The sequence below is a fragment of the Ideonella sp. genome, assembly GCF_044358605.1.
Taxonomy (GTDB): Bacteria; Pseudomonadota; Gammaproteobacteria; order Burkholderiales; family Burkholderiaceae_C; genus Ideonella.
On record NZ_JBIKNQ010000050.1, the window covers coordinates 15,391 to 41,749 of the forward strand.

The following is a 26,359-nucleotide window of genomic DNA, read 5'->3' on the forward strand; positions in this document are numbered from 1 at the left end:
CCGCAGCGGCGGTTCCGCACTGCGGGGCCGCTCATTCCATTTCCAAATCATTCGTGTCTAGAAGACAGTGCTGTCGCACGGCGAGGCGAAGCAACAACGACACGGATGATTTAGAAATGGAATCACTCCCCTTGAACCCGGGCCGCTTGGCCCCAGATTGATCCGTCATGGAACCCTATCACGGCACCACCATTCTCAGCGTGCGTCGTCGCACCCCCACCGGTTGGCAAGTGGCCTTGGGCGGCGACGGCCAGGTCACGCTGGGCCATATCGTCATCAAGGCCAGCGCCCGCAAGGTCCGCCGCCTGCACCACGACAAGGTGCTGGCCGGTTTTGCCGGGGCCACGGCCGATGCCTTCACCCTGTTTGAGCGATTTGAGGCCAAGCTCGACAAGCACCAGGGCCACCTTGTGCGCGCTGCCATTGAGCTGACCCGTGACTGGCGCACAGACAAAGTGCTGCGCAATCTAGAGGCCATGCTGGCCGTGGCCGACCTCGAGAACTCGCTGATCATCACCGGCAATGGCGATGTGCTGGAGCCTGAGCACGGCATCGTCGCCATCGGCTCGGGCGGCGCCTATGCCCAGGCTGCTGCTCGCGCCCTGCTGGCCCACACCGAGATGCCCGCCCAGGACATCGTCAAGCGCTCGCTGGAGATTGCGGGCGACTTGTGCATCTACACCAACCAGAACCACACGATCGAGGTGTTGGAATCATGAGCATGACCCCGCAAGAGATCGTCTCTGAGCTGGACAGCCACATCGTGGGCCAGAAGGCTGCCAAGCGCGCGGTGGCCATTGCCCTGCGTAACCGCTGGCGCCGCCAGCAGGTGGATGAGAAGCTGCGCCCCGAGATCACGCCCAAGAACATCCTGATGATCGGCCCCACGGGCGTGGGCAAGACCGAGATCGCGCGCCGCCTGGCCAAGCTGGCTGATGCGCCCTTCATCAAGGTGGAGGCCACCAAGTTCACCGAAGTGGGCTATGTGGGCAAAGACGTAGACACCATCGTGCGCGACCTGATCGAAGTCTCGGTCAAGCAAGAGCGCGAAGCGGCGCTGAAGCGCGCCCGACTCAAGGCCGAAGACGCCGCCGAAGACCGCATCTTGGACATCTTGGTGCCCCCACCGCGCCACGGTGCTGCAGAGGCCGACAACACCGCCCGCCAAGTCATGCGCAAGCGCCTGCGCGAGGGCAGCCTGAATGACCGCGAGATCGAGCTGGAGCTGGCCGAGCCGCGCGCCAATGTCGACATCATGACGCCGCCGGGCATGGAAGAAATGGCCGAGCAGCTCAAGGGCCTGTTCAGCCAAATGGGCTCAGGCAAAACCAGCACCCGCAAGCTGCGCATCGACCAAGCCCTGCGCCAACTGGCCGATGAAGAAGCGGCCAAGCTGGTCAACGAGGACGAGATCAAGAGCCGGGCAGTGCACAACGCAGAGCAAAACGGCATCGTCTTCATCGACGAGATCGATAAGGTCGCGGCCCGCAGCAACACCCAGGGAGCAGAGGTCTCGCGCCAGGGCGTGCAGCGCGACCTGCTGCCGCTGGTGGAAGGCACCACCGTGCAAACCAAGTACGGCATGGTGCGCACCGACCATGTGCTGTTCATTGCCTCAGGCGCCTTCCATCTGGCCAAGCCCAGCGACTTGATCCCCGAGCTGCAAGGCCGCTTCCCGATTCGGGTTGAATTGCAGGCCTTGAGCGTGGATGACTTTGAAGCCATCCTCAGCAGCACCCACGCCAATTTGATCCGCCAGTACCAAGCGCTGCTGGCCACCGAAGGCGTGACGCTGGTGATCGCGCCAGACGCCATCCGCCGCTTGGCTGAGATCGCTTGTGAGGTGAACGAGCGCACCGAGAACATCGGTGCACGGCGCCTCTCTACGGTGATGGAGCGCTTGCTGGAGGAGATCAGCTTTGACGCACCCAAGTTCTCGGGCCAGACCATCACCTTGGATGCCGCTGCCGTGACCGCGCGCTTGGGCGAGTTGGCCCGCAACGAAGATCTGTCGCGCTACATCCTCTGAGCCCACGCTCAGCGGCTCAGTGGCGCTAAGGGGCGCAGCACACGCGGTTGCGGCCTTCGTGCTTGGCCTGATACATGGCCTCGTCGGCCTGGCGCAGGCGCTGGTCCATGGTGGCCGCGTCGGTCACCAGGGCCAGGCCGATGCTGACGGTGATGGCCCGTGCGTGGCCGCCATAGGTGAAGGGGTCGTTCACCAAAGCCTGGCGGATGCGCTCTACCACCTGGCTGGCCTCGGCCAGGCCGGCGTGAGGCAACAGCAGCACAAACTCTTCGCCGCCCGTGCGCGCCACCAGGTCGTAGGCCCGCAGTTGGCCTTGCACCACATGGCCGACGTGAACCAAGGCTTGGTCACCCGCGTCATGGCCCCATTCGTCGTTGACGCGCTTGAAGTGGTCCAGGTCAAACACGCCCAGCACAAAGCTGCCGCCCTCACGCGCCATGCGGCTGCCTTCAGCCTCCAAGGCCTGACGAAACTGGCGCCGATTGGCCAGACCCGTCAGCGGGTCGGTTTCAGCCAGACGGATCAAGCGGTTCTCGTTATCGGCCGCCGCGATCTCGGTGAGCATGGTCATCAAGATCAAGATCAGCACACATGACACCACCATGGACTGAATCATTTGCTCGCGCGTCTGGGCGTCCAGCAAAGCAAATGACGGATGCGAGGGCCAATAGCCAAACTGAAAGACCAAGAAAATGAGCAAATTGGCCGTGACCAAGGCCATGGTGGAGGGCCACTCCTCCACCGTGAAAAAGGTGGGGGTCATCACGGCCAAGAGCAAGAAGTAAACGTGAACACTGGACGCCGTGCCTTGGCCTCCCACAATCGCCACGACGCAATCCGTCATGGCCATCAAGATCATCAGCCAGCGGCCCGTGCGCAAATGGCGCCGTGCATTGAGCCACCATACCGCAGGCACCAGCAGCATCAGGGGCAACTGCCACAGACCAGATCGAATCAATGCCTCATTGCCCACCAACCAGAACAAGGCGTTGAACACCAATATGGTCCCAATCATGAGCCAAGCACCGGCATTGACCTGCACAATTTTGCGCACCTGCGTGGCGGTGTCTTCGGCACGCACACCGAAGGACAGCCACCGCCAACGGGCGGTGAGCTGAGCGGTGCGATGCGGTGCCTTCTTCATGCGGTCAATAGTATCGAGTTTCAAGCATACGCCCGCTCACTGACGTCGGCAGCCCCAAAGTACCAGCCTGTCACGTGCCAAACTCTGGCTTCAGCCAGCTCCACTCATCTTCCATGAGCGCTGCTTCACATCATTCCCAGCCCAAAAGCACCAAACGCTGGGGCTTGGCCCCGCCACGCCCCAGCGAGACCCGTGCCTTGCGAGTCCAATCCCGTTGGCGTGTGCCGGTGATGTTGGCGCTGCTGGCCACCGTCCCGGCCTTCTATGTCGATTTGCTGCCGGCCCGTTGGAGCGGGGTTGACGTGGCCGTGTATGGCATGGCGGCATTGGTGTTGGCGGGCGCCTTGCTGCATGTCAGCTTGCGCAGCGCCCATCCTTGGCTGCATGTGTTTGCCAACCCCACGGAGTTGGTCCTGATCGTCGGCCTGGTGCTGGCCGCACTCTTGCCACCTAGCCATGCGTCCACCGAAGCATTGGGTTTGCGCCTGTTGGTGGCTTTCATCAGCTTGGCGCGCATGGTGTGGTCGGTCCAGCATCTGATCTCGCGCGGCAGCGTCACCTATTTGCTACTAGTGGCCGTGGTGGTGCTGGCCGGTTGCGGCCTGGGTTATTGGTGGATAGACCCCAGCATTCATAGCTTTGGTGAAGGCATATGGCTGGCCTTCACCACCGCAGCCACGGTGGGCTATGGCGACGTGGTGCCAACCACCCCAGCGGCCAAAGTGTTCTCGGTGTTTGTGGTGCTGCTGGGCTATGGCGTGCTCACCCTGGTGACGGCCGCCATAGCCACGCGCTGGGTTGAAACCGAAGAGCGCCGCATCGAGCACGACATCCTGCGCGACCTGCACCGCGAGCTGGGCAAGGTCAATGGTGAACTGTCGCAGTTGCGCAGCGAGGTGGCTGCGCTGCGCCAAGCCTCATCCCTGTCAACGCCCCCGGTGGGCCTGGATGTGGATCAGCCCGTCAAAGATCAGTGACTCGATCAACTCGTGCGGCATGTCCAGATAGGGCGCTACCTTCCAGCCCGCGCCGCCCGTCATGATGACTCGGGGCACCTCGCCGCCGCTCAGCTCGGCCAAATGCCGCCCCATGCGCTCAATGGCGCCGGTGATGGCATAGGTGCCGCCGCTGGTCAGGGCGTCGGAGGTGTTGGACGGAAAGCGCACCACCTCGCCCGTGGGCACGCGCAAGCCGGCTGTGCCGCTTTCCAGGGCGCGCAGCATGATGCCGTGGCCGGGCAGGATCAAGCCGCCCACAAACTTGCCTTCGCGGTCTATCGCATCCACCGTCACCGCCGTGCCGATCATCACCACCAAGGCCGGGCGCGGCGGGCCACCGGCCAGAACATGGCCGCGCGCGCCGATCAGCGCCACCCAACGGTCTGCGCCCAAGCGCATGGGGTGGTCGTAGCCGTTGCTGACCCCCGCCTCTTGCGCGGCGGGCACCACCCAGCGCGGCTGCAAATCCCACAGCTCCAACTGCTCTTCCACCCGGCGGCGCACCGCCTCGCCCGCCACCACGCAGCCCAGCATGCTGGTGGGTGCCGGCAGGTGCTTCCAGGCCTTTTCAGCCAACTCGTCAATGGTTTCCAGAAACACCGCCCCCTGGGCCTGAATCACCGCCCCAGGGCGGGGCGAGTCATACAGCGCCCACTTCAGGCGGGTGTTCCCAATATCGATGGCCAGAAAACTCAAACGTTCACCTTCAACAGGCAGGGCACGCCCCAACGCGGCATTCTTCCTCAGGGGGCCGCGCACAGCCGCCACTCAAGGCTCTTGGGCGCACAGCCTACCAGCGCCAAGGGCCTTTCCGAGGGCTTAGGGGAAAACACCCACCTCCAAGCGGCTTGAGCGTCAGGCAAGGCGAAGCGCTTGGTGGCATCATTCCGAGTTGACGTTTACGTTAACGTCAACTCCAACTTGCCTAGTCCCTGCCTTTGCCTGCGAGACCCGCGCCATGACCGATCTCTCCGCCGAATTCAAAGCCCTGGCCAACTACCGCCCCACGAACAAGGTGCGCTTTGTCACCGCCGCCAGCCTGTTCGACGGCCATGACGCCGCCATCAACATCATGCGGCGCATCCTGCAAGGCATGGGCGCGGAGGTCATTCACCTGGGCCACAACCGCTCGGTGGACGAAGTGGTCACCGCAGCCCTGCAAGAAGATGTGCAAGGCATTGCGGTCAGCAGCTACCAAGGCGGCCACAACGAGTATTTCACCTACATGGTTGAGTTGCTCAAGGCCCGTGGCGGTGAACACATCCAGGTCTTTGGCGGCGGCGGCGGTGTGATCGTGCCCGACGAGATCAGCATGCTGGCCGGCCACGGCGTGCGCATCTTCAGCCCCGAAGATGGCCAGCGCATGGGCCTGGCCGGCATGATCGGCGAGATGGTGATGCGGGCCGACAAAGACTTGTCGCCTTACGCCCCCAAGACGGTGGAGGCCATCCAAGGCCAAACGCCCGAGGCGTGGCGCGCCTTGGCCCAACTGATCACGGCGCTAGAGAACGGCAAAGCCGACACGGCGCTGGTGGCACAGGTGCAAGCCGCAGCAGCCAGCAGCAGCACGCCGGTCATCGGCATCACCGGCACGGGCGGCGCAGGCAAGTCCAGCCTGACCGATGAGCTGATCCGCCGCATCCGCCTGGACCAAGACGACGCGCTGCGCATTGCCGTCATCAGCATTGACCCCAGCCGCCGCAAGAGTGGTGGCGCGCTCTTGGGTGACCGCATTCGCATGAACGCCACAGGCCCCTGGCAGCAAGGCGCCCGCGTCTTCATGCGCTCTCTGGCCACCCGCGACACCGGCAGCGAGATCTCCGCCGCCCTGCCCGATGTGCTGGCCGCCACCAAGGCCGCCGGGTTCGACCTGATCATCGTCGAGACCTCGGGCATTGGCCAAGGCGATGCGGCCATCGTGCCGCTGGTCCACATCCCGATGTATGTGATGACCCCCGAGTTTGGCGCCGCCAGCCAGCTTGAAAAAATCGACATGCTGGACTTTGCCGAGTTTGTGGCCATCAACAAATTCGACCGCAAGGGCGCAGCCGACGCGCTGCGTGACGTGGCCAAGCAGGTGCAGCGCAACCGCGAAGCCTTCACCGTGATGCCCGATGCCATGCCGGTTTTCGGCACCATGGCCAGCCGCTTCAACGATGACGGCGTGACCGCGCTCTACCAAGCGCTCAAAGCCCGCCTGATCGAGTTGGGCCTCCAGATGACCGAAGGCAAGCTGCCCCGCGTCAGCACCCGCCACAGCACCCACCAAACGCCCATCGTGCCCCCGGCCCGCGTGCGCTACCTGGCCGAGATTGCCGACACCGTGCGCGGCTACAAGGCCCGTGCCCGAGCCCAGGCCCGCCTGGCCCGCGAGGTGCAGCAATTGCGCGCCAGCGCCCAGATGCTTAAGGTGGACAAACCCGAGCGCAGCCGTGCCGCTGAAGCCGTGGAAGACTTGGCCGTGGACCGCGAAGCCTGCCTGGATGCCGACGCCAAGAAGCTGCTCACGATGTGGCCGCAGATGCAACAAGCCTACGCCGGAGATGAGTATGTGGTGAAGATCCGCGACAAGGAAATTCGCACCAAGCTGACCCACACCACGCTCAGCGGCAACACCATCCGCAAAGTGGCCCTGCCGCAGTACGAAGACCACGGCGAAATCCTCAAGTGGCTGATGCTGGACAACGTGCCCGGCAGCTACCCCTACACCGCCGGCACCTTTGCCTTCAAGCGCGAAGGTGAAGATCCGACCCGCATGTTCGCGGGCGAAGGCGATGCCTTCCGCACCAACCGCCGCTTCAAGCTGGTGTCTGAGGGCATGCCGGCCAAGCGCCTGTCCACCGCTTTTGACTCGGTCACCCTGTACGGCAACGACCCGGACCCGCGCCCGGACATCTACGGCAAGGTGGGCAACTCGGGCGTGAGCATCGCCACGCTGGACGACCTCAAGGTGCTGTACTCGGGCTTTGACTTGTGCAACCCCACCACCTCGGTCTCCATGACCATCAATGGCCCAGCACCCACCATGCTGGCCATGTTCATGAACGTGGCCATCGACCAGCAACTCGACAAGTTCAAGGCAGACAACGGCCGCGAGCCCACCGATACTGAAAGCCTCAAGATCAAGGAATGGGTGCTGGCCAATGTGCGCGGCACCATCCAGGCCGACATCCTCAAAGAAGACCAAGGCCAAAACACCTGCATCTTCTCCACCGAGTTTTCATTGAAGGTGATGGGCGACATCGCCCAGTACTTTGTGCACCATGACGTTCGCAACTTCTACTCGGTGTCCATCTCCGGCTATCACATTGCCGAAGCCGGGGCCAACCCCATCAGCCAGTTGGCCTTCACCCTCAGCAATGGCTTTACCTTTGTCGAAGCGTACTTGGCGCGCGGCATGCACATCGACGACTTTGCGCCCAACCTGAGCTACTTCTTCAGCAATGGCATGGACCCGGAGTACACCGTGATGGGCCGCGTGGCTCGCCGCCTCTGGGCCGTCGCCATGAAGGAAAAATACGGTGCGAATGAGCGAAGCCAAAAGCTCAAGTACCACATCCAAACCAGTGGCCGCAGCCTGCACGCGCAGGAGATCCAGTTCAACGACATCCGCACCACGCTGCAGGCGCTGATCGCCATCTACGACAACTGCAACAGCCTGCACACCAACGCCTTTGACGAAGCCATCACCACGCCGACAGAAGACTCGGTGCGCCGCGCGATGGCGATTCAGTTGATCATCAACTGCGAATGGGGTTTAGCCAAAAACGAAAACCCCAACCAGGGTGCCTTCATCATCGACGAGCTGACCGAGCTGGTCGAAGAAGCGGTGCTCGCCGAGTTTGAAAAGATCGCCGAGCGCGGCGGTGTGTTGGGTGCGATGGAGACGGGCTACCAGCGCAGCAAGATCCAAGAAGAGAGCATGCACTACGAGATGCTCAAGCACACCGGCGAGTACCCCATCATCGGTGTCAACACCTTCCGCAACCCCAAGGGCGACGCCGCCCAAGGCCCCATCGAGCTGGCCCGCTCGACCGAAGACGAAAAGCAATCCCAGCTCAGCCGCCTGGCCGACTTCCACAGCCGCCATGCGGCCCAGGCTCCCGCCATGCTGGAGCGCCTGAAGCAAGCCGTGATGGCCAACCAGAACGTGTTTGAGGTGCTGGTCGACGCCGTGCGCGTCTGCTCCATGGGCCAGATCACCTCGGCGCTGTTTGAGGTGGGCGGGCAGTATCGGCGCTCGATGTAAGCGCGGCTACACCACCGCCGCCACCACGCAATTGCGCCCGCGCCGCTTGGCCTCGTAGAGCGCGCGGTCGGCGGCGTGCAGGGCTTGTTCGCCGTCCATGCCGGGCGGCACGGTGGCCACGCCCACACTGGTGGTCACAGGCTCACCGCCGGCCTGGGCGCTTAAAGGCTGGGCCATGATAGCGCGGCGCATGCGCTCGGCCACTTCCAGGGCCTGCTCGGCTGCGGTCTCGGGCATCAGCAGGGCAAACTCTTCGCCGCCGATGCGGGCCACCATGTCTTCGCAGCGGGCTTGGCCGCGCAGGATCTTGGCCGTGTGTTGCAGGGCTTCGTCGCCCGCCGAATGGCCGTGGTTGTCATTGATGCGTTTGAAGTGGTCCAGGTCCATCACCGCCAGCGACAAGGGGTGGCCGTGGCGCACACTGCGGGCCAGTTCATTCACCAGCGCTTGGCTGAAGGCACGGCGGTTGGGCAAGGCGGTCAGCAGGTCGGTCATGGCCAACTCGCGTAATTGATGTTCATTGCGCTCGGCCACGGACTCGCTGAGCAGCACTACGCCCACCACGACCAGCACGCAGCCGCCTTGCAAGGCCACCTTCAACGCAGCCAAAGTTTGCGGCTCGAGCGCATAAACCGTGTGGTGGGCCGGCCAGCCGTAGATTTGCAGGGCTGCAAATATCTGCAGATTGAGTGCTGAGAAGACCAAGGCAGAGCGCCACTCTTGCATGGGGAAGAAGCAGGCGGCCATCACCGCATAAAGCAAGAAGTAGCTGTGGGCCATACCCTCGGTGCCTTGGCCGCCCACGATCACGGCCACGCAGCCGCCCATGGCCAAGGCAAACAAAAGCCAGCGCGCCCACTCTCGGCGGCCTTGGGCGTTGAGCCACCAGATCACCGGGGTGAGTGCCGCAAACGGCAGTTGCGCCCAGCCTGATCGCATCAGGCCCACATTGCCAATGCTGGTGTAGACCAGATTGAAGACCACGATGATGAAAATCATCATGCCGGCCGCCACATTGGTCTGCATCAGCTTGCGCCGCTGGGTGGCAGTGTCGTCGGCGCACGCCCCCGCCCACACCCACTGCAAAGCGCGTGGGGCGCCAACACCGGACAGCAGAGGAGAGACGTAGGTCGGCATGAAGAGGCGGGGGAGAGGACATCTGCTTATCGTCCGGCCCTCTCCCGGCTTGAGTGCTTGGGGAAGATGCGGTGGCGGGCGCGTGGCCAAAGTCGCACCATGGCCCATCTCATCAAACAATAGGAGCCTCCATGCCCAAGTCCCTTCCTGCGCTGGCTTTGTTGTGCAGCACAGCCGCCTTGCTTGGCGGCTGCGCCAGCACTGCCACGGCCCCACTGGCGGCCCGCAGCGCGGTGCTGGAGCGCACCACCCATGGCGTGGCTCACATCACCGCACCGGACATGGAAACCTTGGCCTACGGCGTGGCCTATGCTCACGCACAGGACAACGTCTGCCAAACCGCGCAGCAGTTGCTCACCGTGCGGGGCGAGCGCTCCAAATTCTTGGGCGGCAGCGCCCGCGGCCCGCTGGGCTTGCGAGCGCTGCCCAATGAGCAGATCGACTTCTTCATCGCCGCCCACATGGACGATGCCGCCCTTGAGCGTGCCTGGGCCCGCACCAGCGCCGACGCCCAAGCCATGCTGAAAGGCTATGTGGCCGGCTTCAACCGCTATCTGGCCGACCACGCTCAAAAGCTGCCCGCAGCCTGTGCAGGCCAGCCCTGGGTGCGCCCCATGACGGAAGCCGATATGCGCCGCCTGAGTGAGCTCAGCAGCGTGCAAGCCGGCATTGCCGCCTTGGCCGATGGCCTGCTGGGCGCCCAGCCCCCGGCGGCCAAAGCCGCCCAAGCTGCTGAACTGCCGCCGCTGGCCTTGGCCGCCGCCGAGATGCGCGAGCGTGGCTTGCTGGATTCGCCCTACGGCTCCAATGCCTGGGCCTTTGGCAAGGACAGCAGCGCCAATGGTCGCGGCCTGCTGCTAGGCAACCCGCACTTCCCCTGGGTGGGCGTGAACCGCTTTTGGCAGATGCATCTGACCATTCCCGGCCAGTTGGATGTGATGGGCGCCGCCATCGGCCACGGTGCGGTGGTGCAGATCGGCTTTAACAAAGACGTGGCCTGGTCACACACCGTCTCCACCGGCAAGCGCTTCACCTTGCATGAGCTGAGCTTGGTGGAGGGCCAGCCCACGCACTACCTGCTGGACGGCAAGCCCGAGGCCATGCGCCCGCGCACCCTCAGCATTCAGGTCAAACAGGCCGATGGCAGCCTGGCCACCAAGACCCACACCCTGTGGGACACACGCTGGGGGCCGGTGGTGGTGGTGCCCAATGCGCGGCTGGGCTGGACGGCGCAGACCGCCTATGCCCTGCAAGACGCCAACAGCGGCAATGCGCGGTCTGTGGACACCTGGCTGGCCCTGAACCGTGCCACCAGCGTGGCCGACATGCGCCAAGGCTTGGCCAACCTGGGCACGCCCTGGGTCAACACCATTGCCGCCGACCGCCACGGCCAAGCCCTGTACGCAGACGCCAGCGTGGTGCCCGATGTAGACGCGGCCCAACTGCAGCGCTGCGCGCCCAGCGCGGGGGCCGCGGCGCTGTTCAAGGCTGCCGGGCTGGTGGTGCTCAATGGCAGCCGCAGCGACTGCGACTGGAAGCGCGACAGCGCCTCCGCCGTGCCCGGCCTCACCCCCATCGGCCGCCTGCCCGTGGCCGTGCGCACAGACTGGGTGCACAACAGCAACGACAGCTTTTTCTACAGCCACCCGGCCCAAAAGTTTGAGGGTATCCCGCCCCTGGTGGGTGACGCCAGCGTCAGCCGCCCCCGCACCCGCGCAGGCCTGACCGAGATCCCCCAAATGCTGGCGCGTGGCAAGGCCAGCCCGGCCAGCGTGCAGCAGCAGCTCTTTGGCAACCACAACTTCATCGGCGCCCAAGTGGTGCCCGACTTGCTGGCCGCCTGCCAAGCCACGCCACCCAGCAGCGCAGACGCCCGCGAAGGCTGTGCCGCCCTGAAGGGCTGGAACCTGACCAGCAATGGCGATGCCCGGGGTGCCCACCTGTTCAGAGAGTTCTGGCGCACCGCACGCGCCATCCCGCAGGTCTATCGCATCCCCTTTGATGCGACCCAGCCCGTGGCCACCCCCACCGGCCTGAAGATGGCCGACGACGCCGTGGCCACCAAGGTCTGGGAGGCCTTGGCAGCTGCCGTGAAGAAGGTCAAAGACGCCGGCTTTGCACTCGACGCCACCCTGGCCAGCGTGCAGCGCCCCGTCATCACCGAACAGGCCATTGGTCTGCATGGCGGCGATGAGATCGAAGGCGTGCTCAACAACCTGGGCGACCGCGCCGCACCGGGCATCGGCCCCAAAGGCCTGCGCATTGACTACGGCACCAGTTATGTGCAGACGGTCACCTTTGACGAGCGCGGGCCGCTGGCCCAGGCCATCCTGACTTACGGCCAAAGCAGCGACTCGGCCTCAGCCCATGCCACGGATCAACTCCAACGTTATGTGGCCAAGCAGTGGCCCGTGCTGCCCTTCCACCGGGCCGATGTTGAGCAGGCGCGCATCGCGCCGCCCCTGACACTGATCCGACCTTGAAGCAACTGGATACACGCATCAGCAACACCTAGGGTTGAAACCGCGAGCAGATTGAGAAGAGCGGTGCGACCAATGTCGAAGACGTGCTGCGCCGAGTCTCGGCCAGCTCGGGCATGGTGTCTGACAGCACCCAGGGTGTGGGCTATGCCACGTCCAACGCGAATATGCGGGGCTTGGGGCCTAACTCCACCTTGGTGCTACTGAATGGCCGGCGCTTGGCGGGCCACCCCTTTGGCTCCATTGGCGGTTCGGTGGCGGTGGACTTGAACAGCATTCCCTTCGCCGCCATTGACCGCATCGAGATCCTGCGCGACGGTGCTTCTGCCGTCTACGGCACGGACGCCGTGGGCGGGGTGATCAACTTCATCACCCGCAAGGACTACACCAACGGTGAGATCAAGCTGCGCTATGGCGACACTCAAGCCGGCGTGGGCGGCAAAGAGACCGGCGCCTCCTTGGCCTTTGGTACAGGTGACTTGAGCAAAGACGGCTATAACTTCCTCGTCACCGGCAACGTCAAGAAGCAAACCCGCATTCAAGCGGTTGATCAAGGCCTCTACCTGCGCCACGCCTCTGAGGTTCCTGGCTCTCTGCCCCCCACCTCGTTTCGGGCCTTCCCAGGCCGCTTGATGGACTTGGGCATCACCCCCGGCGCCTACACCAACCCTAGCGCCAACATGGCGGCCTGCGACCCCGTTAACAGCGTCGTTCAAACAGGCGCAGGCAAGACGCCCAGCGGTGACCCGGTGTTGCGTTGCCGTGCGATCTACGCCGCCATGTTGGACAACCTGCCTGACAGCACCAAGTCTGACCTTTTTGGCCGCGCCACCTTCAACCTCAACGCAGACCACCAGGTGTTTGTTGAAGCCTCGCTGGCCCGCAATGCCACCATCGGCCGGGTGGCCCCCACGCCCATCGACGGCTCGGCCATGAAGGTGCGTGCTGACGGCAACTACCCGAATGTGGTGATGCCCACCAACAGCAAGTACTTTCCCATCGCGCTGCTGACGCGCCTGGGCTATACCGCTGCCGACTGGGATGCCGATGGCGATGGCTTCGCTGAGATTGCCACCCGCTCCCTGGACGTGGGCAACCGCGTCAGCGACAACACCAACGAGCAGTACCGCATGGTTGTTGGCGCGACGGGTGTGCTGTCGGGTTGGGACTATGACATGGGCCTGAACTACGCCCAGTCCCGTGGCACCTTGGTTTACAGCGGCTATCTGCTGGAAGAGCCTTACCTGGCCGCGCTGCGCACTGGCAATGTCAACCCCTTTGGCCCGAACGACCAAACCGGCAAAGACCTGCTGGCGGGCGCCGCCCTCACCGGCAAAGTGCGCCAATCCACGGGCACCACTTTGGCGTTCGACGCCAAAGCCAGCCGCGAGCTGAGCAAGATGGCGGGTGGCTCGATGGCGATTGCGATTGGCACGGATCTGCGCCAAGAAAAGGCCAACGACAGACCGACCAATGCCGAGTATTCCAAAGGCTCTCACATTGGTGGCGAGGGCTCGGTGCCCGCCACCACGGCCAGCCGCAACATCTATGCGGTGTACTCCGAGCTGTCCATGCCGTTTGCCAAGGGCGTGGAGCTGACCGCGGCCGCGCGCTATGACAAATACAGCGACTTCGGCGGCAGCTTCAACCCCCGCCTGGCCTTGCGGGTGCAGCCGAACAAAGAGTTGCTGCTGCGAGCCAGCGTCGGCACCGGCTTCCGCGCCCCCACCCTGTGGGACGTGAACAGCCCCGTCTCCAACTCCAACACGGCGGATGCCCAGATCGACCCCGACTGCCCGGCCGGCAAAGCGGACGACCCCCGCTGTAACACCCAGTTCAACGTGCGCTACTCCAGCGACAAGAATCTAAAGCCCGAAACCAGCCGCCAGTTCGCCTTTGGTATGGTGCTGGAGCCGGTGCGCAATGTCAGCGTGGCCCTGGACTACTGGAACATCCAGAAAAAGGACCAGATCGGTGTGATCTCGGGCGACACCCTGATGACCGATGCGGCGCTCTACGCCAAGTACAAGAGCCGGGTCAAGCGCACCAGCGATGGCTTTATCTCCTACATCGAAACCCCTGTTGAAAACCTTGGCGGCCTGAAAACCTCTGGTTTGGACCTGGACGTGCGCACTGGCTTTGGCCTGGGCGACATGGGCAAGATGGGCGTGAGCCTGAACGGCACTTATGTCATCAAGTGGTCGCAGCAAAACGGCAAAGACTCGCCCTACACCGACTATGCTGGCCAGTCTGCGGGGGGCAACGCACCCGTGCCGCGTTGGCAGCACACCTTGGGTTTTGACTGGTCCTGGGGCGCATGGAACACCTCGCTGGAAAACGTCTTCACCAATGGCTGGACTGAATCCGCCGCTGTGGTGAACACCAATCTGGGCGTGGATGAGCCCTACCAAGTCAAGGACACCAGCCGTTGGAACTTGGCCGTGGGCTACAGCGGCTTCAAGAACCTGAAGCTGACACTGGGTGTGCGCAACTTGTTGGACACCGAGCCCCCATTTGTGGCCTCGTCCAGCTATGGCTCCCATGCGGCGGGCTTTGCCGGCTCCTTCGCCGACCCGCGTGGCCGCTTCTGGTACGCCTCGGCGGCCTATCAGTTCAAGTAAGCGTCATCCTCCGCCTGCGCCGCGAGCCGCCCTTCGGGGCGGCTTTTTCATGGGCCAGGCTCAGCGCAGGTTCTGCAAGCGCTGCTTGGCGTCCTCCACCAAGTTCTTGGCGGAAGAGCCTTTGGCCACAAAGCGTTGGAACGCCGCCTTGGCGGCCTCCAACTGGCCCAGGGCTTGTTGCGAGACACCTCGGCGATAGTCCACCGGCAGGCGGTCCGCACCCGGCAGGGGTGCCAGCTTGTCGAGCAATTGCAAGGCTTGGTCGTGAGCACCAGTTACTGCATGCAGGCGCGCCATGCCCCACAGGCCCAGGGCGTCTGCGCGCTCGCGCATCAGGCGCTCCAGCGTCGGGCGCACGCGCTCGGTGTGCCCGTCGTTCAGCAAAGACATGGCCGCCGACAACTGCCACTGGCGCACCTCCCGCGCCATGCTGGTGTTGGGGTCCAACTGCAAAGTCCCCAGCACCTTGAGCGCGTGGTCAAACTGCTTGTCGTGCAAGGCCAATCGCCCTTGCAGGGCCGTCACCTGCTCGGGCTTGGGCGCAGCCAAGGCCAGTTCTTTGGCCGTGCTGACACTGCCGCCCACCAAGCCTGGGGCTTGCAAGTAAAACTCCACCACCGCGCCCCGCGCCGGGAACCACGCGGGCTCCAGGGCTGAGGCCGTGCGCAGCTCATCCTTGATGCGGCCCACACTGCCCGCCATCTTCATCATGCCCTCAGACATGGCTTGCACGCCCAAGACAGCACCCCAGGCGTAATGACAGGCCGCCGCTTTGGGCACGCGCTCCACGCACTGCTGCGCCCGCTCCAAGGCCGCCTGCCGTTGCGCCGGTGCATTGCTGCGCAAGGCCGCCAAAGCCATGGCCAAGACGGCTTGGTCATCGCTGGCATCCGCCGCCGTACGGGCGGCGCCCAAGCGGGCCAACTCGGTGTAGTTGTCGTTCAGCAGCAGCGCCTCTAGCGCGGGCTCTTTGAAGACTTGGGCCTGCACGGCAGGCGCCGCGCATAGCGCTGTCAGCAACAAGCCCACACGGCTCAGGGCTTTGATCATCGCGTTCATCTCAGGCAGCCTCATGGGCGAGCATTGTGTCAGCCCTTCTTGGCCCTCTAGGAGAGGGCCTTCGAACCACGGTTACAGTTTTGTGGCCTAATGGAGGGTTCTGGATGACGCCACTGGGGCGCATTCCGCCTGATTTTCTCGTTCAACGGAGCCATTCATGGGCAACAAGATCGTTACCGAAGCTGACCGCAAAGCCACTCCCCGTCCTGCTGCCCCCACTGGCGTCGCTTTCACTGCTGGCCACGGCCAAAAGGTGAGCCTGGAGCGCGGCTCGCACACCCGCAGCAAGAAGAACCCTGGCAAGCGGGCCAAGAAGGGCGGTTAATTCCCCCGGGCGCTGCTCACACGGCGCCTCAGGGCTGGCATCCACCCAGCCCATCCCCGCCAGCGGCCCTGCCGTGTGAAGCCACCTGACGAGGTGGCGCCACCGACAAGGCCGCTTTGCCGTTTTCGGGCCACTGTCTTTCACGCACGCTCACCCTGCTGCTCATCATGCTTCGCATCACCGAACTGCGCCTGCCGCTGAACCACCCCGAGGACGCCTTGCGACCCGCCGTGGTGGCCCGGCTCGGCTTGGCCCGCGAAGCAGATTTGCTGGGTTTCACGGTCTTCAAGCGCGCCTATGACGCCCGCAAAAAGACCGCCATGGTGTTGATCTACACCGTGGACTGCGAGCTGGCCAACGAGGCCGCTGTGCTGGCGCGCCACCAGGGTGATGCCCACATCCGCCCCAGCCCCGACACCCGCTACCAATTCGTCGGCCATGCGCCCGCAGATTTCTACACATCGGGCGAACGCCCGCGGCCCGTGGTCATCGGCTTTGGCCCCTGCGGCATTTTTGCGGCCCTGATCCTGGCGCAAATGGGTTTGAAGCCCATCGTGCTGGAACGTGGCAAGGCCGTGCGTGAGCGCACCAAAGACACCTGGGGCCTGTGGCGCCAGGGCGTGCTGGATGCGGGCTCTAATGTGCAGTTCGGCGAGGGCGGCGCCGGTACGTTCTCTGATGGCAAGCTCTGGAGCCAAATCTCCGACCCGCGCCACCTGACGCGCAAGGTCTTAACGGAGTTTGTAAAGGCCGGCGCACCTGACGAGATCCTCTTCGTGAGCAAGCCGCACATCGGCACCTTCCGCCTGGTGAGCATGGTCGAGAAGATGCGCGCCGACATTGAGGCCCTGGGCGGCGAGATCCGCTTTAGCCAGCAGGTGGTGGATGTGCGCATCGAGAAAGGCCGGGGCGGCCAGCGCCATGTGCGCGGCGTGACGCTGGCCAGTGGCGAAGAGATCCGCACCGACCATGTGGTGCTGGCCCTGGGCCACAGCGCCCGGGACACCTTCACCATGCTGCATGAACGCGGCGTGCAGATGGAGGCCAAACCCTTCTCCATCGGCTATCGCATTGAGCACCCGCAAAGCCTGATCGACAAGGCCCGTTTCGGCCCCAATGCCGGCCACCCCATCTTGGGTGCGGCCGACTACAAGCTGGTGCACCACGCCAGCACCGGCCGCGCCGCCTACAGCTTTTGCATGTGCCCGGGCGGCACGGTGGTGGCGGCCACGTCTGAGCCCGAGCGCGTGGTCACCAATGGCATGAGCCAGTACTCCCGCAATGAGCGCAACGCCAACGCCGGCATCGTGGTGGGCATCTCGCCCGAAGACTATCGCCGCGACCCCGGCGGCAGCGGCCCGGTGAACCCACTGGACGGCATGGCCTTCCAGCGCATCTGGGAGTCCCGCGCTTATGAGCTGGGCGGCGGCGGCTATGTCGCCCCCGGCCAGTTGGTGGGCGACTTCCTCAAGAACCAACGCGGCCCCCGCTCGGGCCAAGCCTTTGGCAGCGTCATGCCTTCATACAAGCCCGGCGTGCACCTGACCGACTTGTCTGAACCCGGCCGCGAAAGCCTGCCGCCCTACGTCCTGCAAACCATCCGCGAAGCCCTACCCGCCTTCGGCCGCCAGATCCGCGGCTTCGACATGGCCGATGCGGTGTTGACCGGCGTCGAAACCCGCACTTCGTCGCCCTTGCGCATCAACCGCGGCCGCGACTACCAAAGCCTCAACACGCAAGGCCTCTACCCTGCCGGCGAAGGCGCGGGCTACGCCGGCGGCATCATGTCAGCGGGCGTTGATGGCATTGAAGTGGCAGAGGCGCTGGGGGCGGCGATGTTGGGCGTGGCTTCGCGGGCTTAAGTTTGTTGGTTTTGGTGCCTGCATGCTCGTGGCTTGTTGGGGCTTGATCGAGGCTTGCTAGGTTTGCTGCGGTTGTTTGACCTGCAGTGGTTGCTGGGCCTGCAGCGGTTGAGCATGCGCTGCCGCAGGCCATAGCCCGGGGCTCATGCATCGGCGGTCGGCCAAGGCCGACTGCCCTCGGTGCTCGGTCAAGGCCGTGCGCCGTCAAACTCCCTCCGCTCACCTGCGGTTCGCTGTGGTCAAACAATGACGGCGAGTATGTTCTTGAAGCGCGCGGGTACGCGCGCCACGCCCTTGCCCTGCGCGCCTCGGCGCCGAAGAAATCGCCCCGGGCTATGGCCTGCGCCAGCGCAATTCCGGCGTCATCCGCCTTCGGGTTGGGGGTTGCAAATGGTCTGACCGGGCAGCCAAAATGCACTCGCGAAAGGGTGCAGTTTCTGACGGCTGAGTGCGCTGAATAAAACCGACAAGGCACAAGCGAATGGCGCAGACGATGCCATCGATCAACAGCCTTCGGTATTCTGCAGACAGGCGCTATTGTTGTACGGTAGCTCTGTCACCCTACATCACGATAGATGCATTGCGAGGAGGAATGACCCCATGAGTTATGACCTGATGGTGTTCGCACTAGAGCAAGCACCGAAAGAACGAGAAGGCTTCCTGGAGTGGTACGACGAACAGTCCGAGTGGGAGGAGGAGCACTCATATGACAACCCGGAGGTTTCCACGCCTGCGCTTCGGGCCTGGTTCATGGAAATGATTCAGTCCTACCCTGCCATGAATGGGCCTTTTTCGTCGGTGAGCTTGCCTGCAGATGAGTCAACGGTCACAGACTACAGCGTCGGACAGTCTGTCATCTACGCAGCGTTTGCATGGTCCAAAGCCGAGCAAGCTTATGACGCAATGTTTAAGCTCGCAGCCAAGCACGGCGTCGGCTTCTTCAACGCCAGTTCAGACAATGCGGAAGTCTGGCTACCAGACGGTAAAGGCGGCTTATCTCTCGCTCATTCAGGTTGAATCTGAGTCCGCCCTGCCCTCACACAAGCGTTGAGCTCCTCTACAAGAATTGAATGCCTAACCGGATTGATCAGCTCGCAGTGCGGATTGAACCAGCAAGCAGGACGGGCATATGACAGCACTCAATAGCCTTTCGCCGGAGTTGGTCGACCAACTCTCCAAAGCAATGCAGCAAATTGGCCGTCACAGCCTCGCTCAGCAGCTAAGAAGGTCGACGGTCGCTCGCTGCACATTTTCGGGGCGTGACTTGGGCTATCTCTACCTCGTCCGTGAAAGCTTCAACCCACAGCATGCGGATCGCGCTCCGGTCAGAGAAACCATCTCTTTTCTCAAGGAGCATGGCCTCAACGTAGACCTTGACTACGATGGTCAATTGTTTGGGATCGAGTACCTGGACCGCCCCGACCTCAGCAGAATACTTCGCGCTGCGTATGCGCCGTGACGGCACCTTTCGGCGGGATGCCCCCACCCATTTGAAACGTGTGCACCCCAAGAAATCTCCGCCAGCGGCGCCCAACAAGTTCATTGGGTAACAGTGCCAACCGACCCCCCGCCCTGGCGCGGGGTAGGCCCCAGGGCGATTTGAGAGGCGCTGAGGCGCGCAGGGGAAGGGCGTGGCGCGTGTACTCACGCGCTTCAAGAACATACTCGCCGTCATTGTTTGACCATAGCGAGCCGCAGGCGAGCGGAGGGAGTTTGACGGCGCACGTGCTTGCCCGAGCACCGCAAGGCAGTCGGCTTTAGCCGACCGCCTCTCCATGAGCCCTGGGGACTACCCCGCGACAGGGCTCGCGAAGCACCAGCCCACCCCACGAAGGGCAGGCCGGCCCCGCGTCAGTACTTGTAGCCGAAGCCCACCGTCAACAGCGTGTCGGTCTTCTTCAGGCCAGCCGCGGGTTCGCTGTTGTAGCGCCAGGCCAGGCCGGTGTTCAGGGTCCAGCCGCCGGAGATGGCGGTGGCGACGCCGGCGTCGAAGGTGGCGCGGTTACCCAGGTCGCCGAGGCCTGGGTAGAACACCAAGCGTTGCTTGATGGTGGTGGAGGCGCTGAGCTTGTAGCTGCCCTCTTCGCCCAAGATCAGCTCGGCGCCGTCGGCGCTGGTGTTGTTGGTGTAGGTGCTATCAGAGTAGCCCACGCCACCGAACACATCGACTTGTGCGTCTTTGGTGCGCACCCATCGGTAGCCCAGGCCAGCATTCAGGCCGTAACGCGATTTCAAGCCACCGGCCTTGTTGGTTTCGTACTCGCCGCCACCAAAGGCAAACAGAGCATCGCTCAAGTTGTAGTCATAGCGGCCACCCAGACGGCCCAGGTTGGCGGTGGTGGTTTGATTGTTGCGGGCATAGTTGCCCACGGCGTACAGGCTGATTTTGTCGGCAGCGGTGGCGCGGGTGGCGTCGGCGCCGGCCGTCAGCACGCGCGAGCTGGTGTTGCCCGAGGCAAAGGCGCCGCCAGCGCTGAGGCTGCCGTGCCATTGGCCGTCATTGACGGTTTGGGCAGACACCGCAGAAGCGCCCAACAGAGCGGCGGTGGCCAAGGCTAAAGCAGACAGACGAATCGAGTTCATGAGCAAAGACACTCCACAGAGGTTGAAAAGAAGAAAACCAAAGCACCGCGATACGGCGCAGGGTTCAGCTCATTCATTCTGGTAGCGCCCCTTGCGCCACATAGATTTACAAGCGGCTTGCGCACAAGGGCATCACAACACTGAGGCGCGGATGCGACGGCACCTGCCACACACCTCTCATTCCAGATGAGGCCCTCATATTGGGCCTACGATCAAGCCTTCGCCCGCCCTGAACACACCATGACCAAAACACCTTCTCGCTCACGGCCTCGTCCTCGCCGCAGCACAACGGCTCAGACGGGCACCATCGACCTGGCCCTGCAAGGCGGTGGCTCGCATGGCGCCTTCACCTGGGGCGTGCTAGACGCGCTGCTGGAAGATGGCCGCTTAACACCCGATGGCGTCTCCGGCACCAGCGCAGGGGCCATGAATGCGGCCGTGCTGGCCACGGGCTGGGCCGACGGTGGCCGCGAGGGCGCGCGCCAAGCTCTGCATGACTTTTGGCATGCGGTGGGCGGCAGTGCGGGGTGCTGGGGCGGGGCGCACCTGCCAAGCACAGCCCTGCCCGCCTGGGCCTTCAACCGCGACCAGTGGCCGGGCATGGCGCTGTTCAACAGTTGGATGCAACTGTGGAGCCCCTACCAGCTCAACCCTTTGAATGTGGACCCACTGCGCAGCTTGATCCAGGCGCATGTGCGCATAGACGCCATTCGCCAAGGGCCGCTGAAGGTGTTCATCACCGCCACCTCGGTGCGCACCGGGCAGCCCCGGGTCTTTGACCAGCATGAAGTCTCCATCGAGGCGCTCTTGGCCTCGGCTTGCCTGCCGCAGATTGCGCAGACGGTGGAGATTGACGGCGAGCCCTATTGGGACGGCGGCTTCTCGGGCAACCCAGCGCTGTGGCCGCTGATCTACGGCACGCAGACGGACGACGTGCTCTTGGTGCAAATCAACCCGCGCGTTCGCGAGGGCATCCCCCGCAGCGCCACCGACATTGCCGACCGCGTCAACGAGATCACCTTCAATGCCTCCTTGGTGGCCGAGATGCGGGCCATTGCCTTTGTGCAAAAGCTGCTCAAAGAGGAACGGGTAGACCCGACCCATTACAAAAGCCTGCGCATGCACCGCATTGCCGATGAGGCGGGCCTGGCCCCTTTTGATGCATCCAGCAAGCTCAACACCGACCTGCGCCTGCTGCTGCAATTGTTTGGCTTGGGCCGCCAAGCCGCTACCGCCTGGCTGGCCGACCACGCTGGCGAGGTGGGCCAGCGCAGCAGCATGGACGTGGCCGAGGTCTACCTCAACGCAAAGCCTTGAGCAGCTTTTGGCCGGCGCGGCCGTCGGCATTCAGCCCCAAGCGCTGCTGTTCGGCCTTGATCGCTTGGCGCGAGGCCACACCCAACATGCCGTCGATCTCGCCAATCGCATGGCCTTTGGCCGCCAGCAAGGTTTGCAGCTCGCGCCGCTCGGCTCGGCTCAGGCCCGCATCATCCGTGGGCCACGGCGTGGCAAACACGCTGCCGCCGCGCAGGCGATCCGCCAAGTGGGCAATGGCCAGGGCATAACTTTCAGCGGCGTTGTAGCCGTAGATCGCATCAAAGTTGCGGAACACCAAGAAGGCAGGGCCTTTGGGGCCCGCAGGCAGCAGCAGCCCCGCCGCGCCACCCTCGCCCAGCGGCTTGCCGTCCACCCGTTTCACACCGGCTTGCGCCCAATCGGCCAAGGGCTTTTTGACCCTGCGGCCTTGGCCCTTGGTGTCCAAGCCTTCGGGCAGCTTCACCTCAAAACCCCAAGGCTCGCCAGTGCGCCAACCGGCTTTGTCCAAGAAATTGGCGGTAGAGGCCAAAGCATCGGGGATGCTGGCCACCAGGTCACGGCGGCCATCGGCGTCAAAGTCCACGGCCAAGCGTTGATAGGTGCTGGGCATGAACTGGGTGTGGCCAAAGGCCCCGGCCCAAGAGCCCACCAAACCGGCCGTGCCTTGGGGGCCGTCGATGCGCAAGTCGCCTTGGTCGATCAAGCGCATCAAGGCAAACCACTCGCCCCGAAAGTAGGCCTGGCGCCGCCCGAAGCAGCCCAAGGTGCCCAGCGATTGCAGCAAGGGGCGCTTGCCAAAAGAGCGGCCATAGTCGCTCTCCACGCCCCAGACGGCCACCACGGTGGCGGCATCCACGCCAAAGCGCGGGGCCACTCTGTCGAGCAGCTCTTTGTGCTGGGCCAGCAAGGCGCGGCCATCGGCCACGCGTTGCTCGTCCACCAAGGCAGCCAGGTAATCCCAGATCGGGGTTTTGAACTCGGGCTGGCTGTCCAACAGTTGGAGCACCGAGAAGTCGGCCTGCAGGCCGTCGGTGAACTTGTCATAGCCGGCCGCAGAGACCCCCGCGCGGCGGGCGTCGTCCTTGAGGGACTTCAGGCAGCTTTGAAACTCTTCGGCGCTTTGGGCGCGCAGGCCCGGTGCGGCGAAAAGGCCGACGGCGGCCAGCGCCGCCCAAAGGATTGATGGCTTGTGCATGGGCGGGATTGTGCCGCCCTTGCGCCTACCCCCAGCGCGTCGTGTCGGTGACTTCGAGATGATCCGGGTCGGCCTGCTGGCGGCGGGTGTTGCGCAGCACCTGCTCCATCATCTCGCCCCAGGCGCCTTGGCCGGTGCGCTTGAGTTCGTCTTCGCGGGCCCGCATCAGGTCGGCCAGCTCGGCACCACGCACGCGGTCTGTGGCGCGAGCAGGTTGCGGTGCAGGGCCATTGCCAAAGTGCGCGGCCACCCGTTTGACCACGGAGTGATAGATCTGCGAGACGCGCGAAGGCGTCACATTCAACGAACGCGCCACTTCCACCGGGCTCAGGCCCACACCCAGATAGGCGTCGATGACCATGCGCTCGCGCTCAGGCAGTTCTGAGAAGAATGCCTCCAGCCTCCGCATCACAATGGCGGTGTCCACGCGGGCTTCTACCTCTTCTTGCGGCGTGGCCGGGTGGAAGCGGTGGGCGTGTTCGTCTTCTTCGTCGTCCACGCTCTGCTGATAGCGGCCGAGCTGGTCGGCTTGCAACAGCGAGCTGATTTCTTCCGAAGGCATGCCCGTCAAACCCGCCAACTGGTTGGGGCTGGGGTCGCGGCCATGTTCAGAGCGGTAGCGCTCGCGGGCGATTTGCAAAACCTTGATCTTGCGGCGCTCGCCGCGCGTTAAATAGTCCATGTGGCGCAGCTCATCCAGCATGGCGCCTTTGACCCGCATTCGGGCATAGCGCACAAACGCTTCTTGCGCCTCCTCGGTTTCTCGGTCGCCTTCCCATTCGAAGCTGACCGCCGCCTGCGCCACGGCGATCAGGCCCACTTGAATCAGGTCCGCACGTTCAACGTTGGCAGGCAGATGGCGCACCAGCGCCTGAGCCTGTTTGCGGACCCAGGATTGGTTCTTAGCGATAAGAACCGACGGCACACCTTGCATCGAGATCATGCGAACGATGTTAGGCAGACCACCGATTTCGAATCGATGGAGCAAGGCCGGTTTCGCCCCAGATATCGCTTACACCTCGGTCACCGTTCTGCTAGCCGCCAAAAAACCGTGACAAATGTCGCGCAGCGCCCGCCGCACCACCCAGAAAAAAGCCCGGCGTGGTGCCGGGCTTGAAGAAGAGCGGACAAATCTTTGATTTGTTTAGCCTTGTTGGATCTTGGTGATCTGCGTCGGCGTGGGCGCAGGCCAGCCTGCTTCTTGGCAGACACGCACAATCGCCTCATTGGTGTCGAAATAGACCTGCCAGTAGTGCTGGTTGTTGGTGTAAGGGCGCACGGCAATCACCGGGCCGTTCAGGTTCATGTCCAGCAGCGCCACTTCCACGCCAGGGTCAGCCACCACATTGGGGATCTTGGCCACGGCTTCACGCAGGCGGCGAATGGCGTCAATCGGGTCCACGCTGCCGGCCAACTGCGCGGTGCGGTCCACCCGGCGTGCGGGCAACACCGAGAAGTTCTGCATGGTGTCAGCAAAGATCTTGCCGTTGCCCACCATGGTCAGCACGTTGTCAGGGGTGACGATGGTGGTGGCAAACAAGCCCAGCTCACGCACCGTGCCCACCACGCCGGCCACGCTGACGAAGTCGCCGACCTTGAAGGGCCGCAACACCAACATGAAGGCACCGGCGGCAAAGTTGCCCAGCATGCCGCTCCAGGCGGCGCCAATCGCCACACCCGCACCGGCCAGCAAGGCGGCGAAGGAGGTGGTCTGAATCCCGGCATAGCCCAGAATGCCCATCACCAAGGCAATATTGAGCGCCGGGGGTGCGGACGATTTCTTGGACTACCAGGAGGTAGTTCATGTTTTCATACGAGGATCGGCTTCGAGCCGTGCAGCTGTACATCAAGCTGGGTAAGCGCGTCGGCTTGACCATTCGCCAACTCGGGTATCCGACGAAGAACTCGCTCAGATCCTGGTATCGCGAGTACGAGCTGCGCCAAGACTTGCCAGCAGGCTACGTACGCCGTCCAAGGTACTCTCAGGCTGACAAGCACCGAGCTGTTGAACATTTCCTTGAACATGGCCGCTGCATCGCGGTGACGATCAAGGCGCTGGGCTATCCCTCACGGTCATTGCTGTCTGCCTGGCTTGAAGAGCGTCATCCGCGCGAGGGTGGCTGCGTCTTTGGTCGATCCCAAGAGCTGGCACCTGAAGCCAAGCAGTCTGCTGTGATTGCCTTGTGCACGCGCCAAACCAGCGCACAGGCTGTTGCCGACGAGGTTGGCGTGTCTCGGGGATCACTGTACCAATGGAAGAATCAATTGCTTGGCCACGACGTATCCGCATCCATGAAGCGCAAGCAAGACGCATCCGCAAGGTCCGATCAATCAACCCTGGAACACCAACTGGACGCGCTGCGACAGGACATCAGGCGGCTGCAGCTTGAGAAGGACCTGTTGAAGAAGGCGAACGAACTCCTAAAAAAAGAACTGGGCATCGATCAGCAACACCTGACGAATCGGGAGAAGACGCTGCTGGTTGATGCCCTGAAGTCGACCTACACGGTGACGGAACTGCTCTGCGAACTGGACCTGCCACGCAGCTCTTACTTCTACCATCGGGCCCGCCTCGAAGTGGCCGATAAGTACGCCAACGTGCGCAAAGCTATGACCGACATCTTTGAGCGCAACTACAACTGCTACGGTTCCCGGCGGATTCACGCCTCGCTGGCCGAGCGGTCGATGACCGTATCAGAGAAGGTGGTGCGGCGCCTGATGAAGGAAGAGCGCCTAGTCGCCGCAACAAGCAAGCGTCGTCGATACGGCTCATACATGGGTGAGATCAGTCCCGCACCGGACAACCTCCTCAACCGTGACTTCAACGCCAGTTCACCGAACGAGAAGTGGCTCACCGACATCACGGAATTCCAAATCCCGGCAGGCAAGGTCTACCTCTCGCCGATGATCGATTGCTTTGATGGCCTGGTCGTGAGTTGGTCGATCGGTACGCGACCAAATGCCGAGTTGGTCAACACGATGCTAGACGCGGCCATCGACAAGATCGCTGCCAGCGGCGCTCGGCCAGTGGTGCATTCGGACCGTGGCGGCCACTATCGTTGGCCCGGCTGGCTATCGCGGATCGCCGATGCCAAGCTGGTTCGCTCCATGTCGCGCAAGGGGTGCTCACCAGACAACGCCGCATGCGAGGGCTTCTTCGGCCGATTGAAGATCGAGATGTTCTACTCTCGTGATTGGCTGAACACGACCATCGGCGAATTCATTGCCTGCTTGGACACCTACATCCGGTGGTACAACGAGGCACGGATCAAAGTCTCACTTGGAGCCCGCAGCCCGATCGAACATCGCCGGACGCTGGGGATCGCTGTTTAACCAGTCCAAGTTTTCTGCCGCACCCCC

At 63.5% G+C, this 26,359-nt stretch carries 19 protein-coding genes and 1 pseudogene; 12 read left to right on the forward strand and 8 right to left on the reverse strand.

The features are described from left to right. The first annotated feature begins 167 nt into the window (after positions 1-167). Both hslV and hslU read left to right on the forward strand, forming a co-directional pair. Positions 168-719: an ATP-dependent protease subunit HslV gene (hslV, locus tag ACIQ3Q_RS16500; RefSeq protein WP_396270275.1), complete on the forward strand. Its 552-nt coding sequence runs from the start codon at positions 168-170 to the stop codon at positions 717-719. After that, a complete protein-coding gene (hslU, locus tag ACIQ3Q_RS16505) occupies positions 713-2,029 on the forward strand; it encodes an ATP-dependent protease ATPase subunit HslU (RefSeq protein ID WP_396270293.1) in 1,317 nt (438 codons plus the stop codon). Before hslV ends, hslU begins: the two co-directional genes overlap by 7 nt. Before the next feature lie 25 nt (positions 2,030-2,054). Here hslU and ACIQ3Q_RS16510 read toward each other — a convergent pair whose 3' ends face one another. Then, positions 2,055-3,197, reverse strand: coding sequence for a GGDEF domain-containing protein (locus ACIQ3Q_RS16510; protein WP_396270276.1), 1,143 nt, complete (start codon positions 3,195-3,197; stop codon positions 2,055-2,057). An 89-nt stretch (positions 3,198-3,286) separates the two neighbouring features. Between ACIQ3Q_RS16510 and ACIQ3Q_RS16515 the strand changes: the two genes are divergently transcribed. Beyond that, on the forward strand, positions 3,287-4,150 hold the full coding sequence (locus ACIQ3Q_RS16515; protein WP_396270277.1) for a potassium channel family protein: 864 nt from the start codon (positions 3,287-3,289) through the stop codon (positions 4,148-4,150). Here the strand turns inward: ACIQ3Q_RS16515 and ACIQ3Q_RS16520 are convergent. Further along, complete coding sequence (locus ACIQ3Q_RS16520; RefSeq protein WP_396270294.1) at positions 4,100-4,867, reverse strand: type III pantothenate kinase; 768 nt, start codon at positions 4,865-4,867, stop codon at positions 4,100-4,102. The two genes, ACIQ3Q_RS16515 and ACIQ3Q_RS16520, sit on opposite strands and share 51 nt — an antisense overlap. A gap of 262 nt (positions 4,868-5,129) precedes the next feature. Between ACIQ3Q_RS16520 and icmF the strand changes: the two genes are divergently transcribed. Next, complete coding sequence (gene icmF, locus ACIQ3Q_RS16525; RefSeq protein WP_396270278.1) at positions 5,130-8,420, forward strand: fused isobutyryl-CoA mutase/GTPase IcmF; 3,291 nt, start codon at positions 5,130-5,132, stop codon at positions 8,418-8,420. A gap of 6 nt (positions 8,421-8,426) precedes the next feature. On the opposite strand, the gene ACIQ3Q_RS16530 is transcribed toward icmF, so the two are convergent. Further along, positions 8,427-9,557 (reverse strand): GGDEF domain-containing protein, encoded by a 1,131-nt coding sequence (locus ACIQ3Q_RS16530; RefSeq protein ID WP_396270279.1) that lies wholly within the window; start codon positions 9,555-9,557, stop codon positions 8,427-8,429. A 131-nt stretch (positions 9,558-9,688) separates the two neighbouring features. Between ACIQ3Q_RS16530 and ACIQ3Q_RS16535 the strand changes: the two genes are divergently transcribed. Then, on the forward strand, positions 9,689-12,040 hold the full coding sequence (locus tag ACIQ3Q_RS16535; RefSeq protein WP_396270280.1) for a penicillin acylase family protein: 2,352 nt from the start codon (positions 9,689-9,691) through the stop codon (positions 12,038-12,040). Between the two features lie 50 nt (positions 12,041-12,090). Then, on the forward strand, positions 12,091-14,658 hold the full coding sequence (locus ACIQ3Q_RS16540; RefSeq protein ID WP_396270295.1) for a TonB-dependent receptor plug domain-containing protein: 2,568 nt from the start codon (positions 12,091-12,093) through the stop codon (positions 14,656-14,658). A gap of 60 nt (positions 14,659-14,718) precedes the next feature. Here ACIQ3Q_RS16540 and ACIQ3Q_RS16545 read toward each other — a convergent pair whose 3' ends face one another. Continuing rightward, on the reverse strand, positions 14,719-15,717 hold the full coding sequence (locus ACIQ3Q_RS16545; RefSeq protein WP_396270281.1) for a tol-pal system YbgF family protein: 999 nt from the start codon (positions 15,715-15,717) through the stop codon (positions 14,719-14,721). 157 nt (positions 15,718-15,874) lie between these two features. Between ACIQ3Q_RS16545 and ACIQ3Q_RS16550 the strand changes: the two genes are divergently transcribed. From ACIQ3Q_RS16550 to ACIQ3Q_RS16565, 4 genes are all read left to right on the forward strand, one after another. Then, on the forward strand, positions 15,875-16,042 hold the full coding sequence (locus ACIQ3Q_RS16550) for a hypothetical protein (RefSeq protein WP_210808071.1): 168 nt from the start codon (positions 15,875-15,877) through the stop codon (positions 16,040-16,042). Between the two features lie 167 nt (positions 16,043-16,209). Then, complete coding sequence (locus tag ACIQ3Q_RS16555; RefSeq protein WP_396270284.1) at positions 16,210-17,904, forward strand: NAD(P)/FAD-dependent oxidoreductase; 1,695 nt, start codon at positions 16,210-16,212, stop codon at positions 17,902-17,904. Positions 17,905-18,504: 600 nt separating this feature from the next. After that, entirely contained in the window at positions 18,505-18,921 is a 417-nt protein-coding gene (locus ACIQ3Q_RS16560) for a hypothetical protein (protein ID WP_396270285.1), read from the forward strand. 112 nt (positions 18,922-19,033) lie between these two features. After that, on the forward strand, positions 19,034-19,363 hold the full coding sequence (locus tag ACIQ3Q_RS16565) for a hypothetical protein (protein WP_396270286.1): 330 nt from the start codon (positions 19,034-19,036) through the stop codon (positions 19,361-19,363). Positions 19,364-19,755: 392 nt separating this feature from the next. On the opposite strand, the gene ACIQ3Q_RS16570 is transcribed toward ACIQ3Q_RS16565, so the two are convergent. After that, positions 19,756-20,487, reverse strand: a complete 732-nt coding sequence (locus ACIQ3Q_RS16570; RefSeq protein WP_396270287.1) for a YdiY family protein — start codon at positions 20,485-20,487, stop codon at positions 19,756-19,758. Between the two features lie 240 nt (positions 20,488-20,727). Between ACIQ3Q_RS16570 and ACIQ3Q_RS16575 the strand changes: the two genes are divergently transcribed. Beyond that, positions 20,728-21,804 carry a patatin-like phospholipase family protein gene (locus ACIQ3Q_RS16575; protein WP_396270288.1) on the forward strand — a complete coding sequence of 359 codons (1,077 nt, stop codon included), beginning with the start codon at positions 20,728-20,730 and terminating at the stop codon, positions 21,802-21,804. Here ACIQ3Q_RS16575 and ACIQ3Q_RS16580 read toward each other — a convergent pair. The 3 genes and pseudogenes from ACIQ3Q_RS16580 to ACIQ3Q_RS16590 all read right to left on the reverse strand — a co-directional run. Then, positions 21,788-22,999 carry a lytic murein transglycosylase gene (locus ACIQ3Q_RS16580; protein ID WP_396270289.1) on the reverse strand — a complete coding sequence of 404 codons (1,212 nt, stop codon included), beginning with the start codon at positions 22,997-22,999 and terminating at the stop codon, positions 21,788-21,790. The genes ACIQ3Q_RS16575 and ACIQ3Q_RS16580 overlap by 17 nt on opposite strands. 25 nt (positions 23,000-23,024) lie before the next feature. Then, positions 23,025-23,942: a sigma-70 family RNA polymerase sigma factor gene (locus ACIQ3Q_RS16585; protein ID WP_396270290.1), complete on the reverse strand. Its 918-nt coding sequence runs from the start codon at positions 23,940-23,942 to the stop codon at positions 23,025-23,027. Positions 23,943-24,143: 201 nt separating this feature from the next. Next, positions 24,144-24,758, reverse strand: a pseudogene (locus ACIQ3Q_RS16590) (mechanosensitive ion channel family protein); the annotation flags it as partial. A 44-nt stretch (positions 24,759-24,802) separates the two neighbouring features. Here ACIQ3Q_RS16590 and ACIQ3Q_RS16595 point away from each other — a divergent pair. Next, positions 24,803-26,332 carry an IS3 family transposase gene (locus ACIQ3Q_RS16595; RefSeq protein ID WP_396270291.1) on the forward strand — a complete coding sequence of 510 codons (1,530 nt, stop codon included), beginning with the start codon at positions 24,803-24,805 and terminating at the stop codon, positions 26,330-26,332. Positions 26,333-26,359 lie beyond the last annotated feature (27 nt).